General features: G+C 76.2%; 1 protein-coding gene and 1 pseudogene. Both read left to right on the top strand.

The genetic code is table 11. The features are described 5' to 3' along the window. The first annotated feature begins 136 nt into the window (after positions 1-136). Positions 137-709, top strand: coding sequence for an orotate phosphoribosyltransferase (gene pyrE, locus AC1DY2_RS19245; protein ID WP_476763870.1), 573 nt, complete (start codon positions 137-139; stop codon positions 707-709). After that, positions 709-1,898, top strand: a pseudogene (locus AC1DY2_RS19240) (hypothetical protein); the annotation flags it as partial. The gene pyrE and the pseudogene AC1DY2_RS19240, both read left to right, overlap by 1 nt.

Here is a 1,898-nt window from a genome sequence, read left to right as displayed (position 1 = left end):
GCGCGGGGGAGGGACACCCCGCGGAGCGGCCCTTCGTCGTCCTCCGGCGTCGGTCGCCGCAGCGCGCACGCCGAGGCACGGCCCGCCCGCGGCATCCGCCCCTTCCTCTCAGGCAGCGGGGCCGTAGAGTATTCGGGTGACCCTCGCCCCCCAGACCAGCAGCACCGATGCACGCCGACAGCTCATCGACTACATCTCGGCCGATGCGGTGTTCCACGGCGACTTCACCCTGACCAGCGGCAAGAAGGCGTCGTACTACGTCGACCTGCGCAAGGTGAGCCTCGACCACCGCGTCGCCCCGCTCATCGGGCAGGTCATGCTCGACCTCATCGCCGAGGTGCCCGACGTCGCCGCCGTGGGCGGCATGACCATGGGCGCCGACCCGATCGCCGCGTCGATCCTGCACCAGGGCGCCGCCCGCGGCCTGGCCTACGACGCCTTCGTCGTGCGCAAGGAGCCGAAGGACCACGGCCGCGGCAAGCAGGTCGAGGGCCCCGACGTGGCCGGCAAGCGCGTCATCGTGCTCGAGGACACCTCGACCACCGGCGGCTCGCCGCTCAAGGCGATCGAGGCGCTGCGCGCTGTCGGGGCCGAAGTCGTCGCCGTCGCCGTCGTGGTCGACCGCGCCACCGGTGCGCGGGAAGTGATCGAAGGGGCGGGAGTGCCCTACCTGGCTGCGATCGGCCTCGAAGACCTGGGATTGGCCTGATGAACGGCGACGGGCGCAACGACGACGACGCCGACTGGCTGCTCGCGCAACTGGCGAACGGGCAGCCGCCGGCACGTCAGGAGCCGCCCGTCGCGCCGCCCCCCACCTCTCCTGCGATCCCGGATGCCGCGTCGGCGCCGGTTGCACCGTCAGTGTCTCCCGTGCCGCCCGCCGCCGCAGCGCCGTCCGCGCCCAGGCGCGAGGAGGTGCTCGACTGGTTCTCGCTCGCCGAGCCGCCTGCTGCTCCGGATGCCGCCACGCGCGCGCTCCCCGTGATCGGAGGGCCGCTCGTGCCGACCGAGGGCCGGCCCACCGCTCCCCAGACGCCGGCGTTCCCGGGCGGAGCCGCTCCCGCGCCGGCCGAGCCCACCGCCGGGTATCCGTCGTGGAATCCGCCGTTCACCGTCGGACGCCCCGACCTGCCGCCCGCTCCCGCAGCCTCGCCGCTCACCTCGGTCGAGCCGCCGGTGGGGTCGGTGCCACCCTCGTTCGCGCCGGCCGCGCCGGTGGCGCCCGCCGGGCCAATGGCGCCGGTGCCGCCGCTGCCCCCGCTGCCGCCTGCTGCCGCCGCGCCACCGCCTGGACCGGTGACCCCGACGGCGCCGTTCGCCCTGACCTGGGGCTCCGACCTCGACAACGAGGATGCGATCCGCGCCGCCTTCCGCAGCCTCTCCGAACCCGGATCACCCGCCGYGTCCCCGGAGACGGCTGCGCCGGCCGCGTCAGCGGCACCGATGCCCCCCGTCCCGCCGACGCTCCCGACGCACGCGCAGCAGCAGGCTGCCGCGCCGCCGTTCGCCGGCTACTCCTCGCCGCCCGTCGCACGCCAGTCCTTCACGCCGGTCCCCACCGGGCCGACGTCGGTCCCGCCGATCGCGCCCGCGGCGCCCGATTCCAGCGCCTTCGACGAACGGCCCTCGTTCCCGCCGGAAGACCCTCCGCGGCATCCGATCGCACCGTCGACCGCCCCCGCCGGGTGGGACGAGCGTGCGGCAACGTCGGCCCCGCTCGGCACGCCCGTGACCCCTGCTGCGCCGGCGTCGTTCGGCACGGCGGCTCCCGCCGCGGGCTTCGACGCGGAACTCTGGTCGGCGCTCACCACTCCCGACGAGCCGGCCGCGGCGCCGCCGAGCGCCGCCGCGGCGTCCGAGACGGGCCGGGCGCCCGAGGTGATGCCGGTGCCCGAGGC

It is taken from the genome of Agromyces sp. P1_H4 (assembly GCF_056405255.1).
The sequence above is the reverse complement of the archived record's forward strand: the minus strand, read 5'-3'. Positions and strand labels throughout refer to the sequence as shown.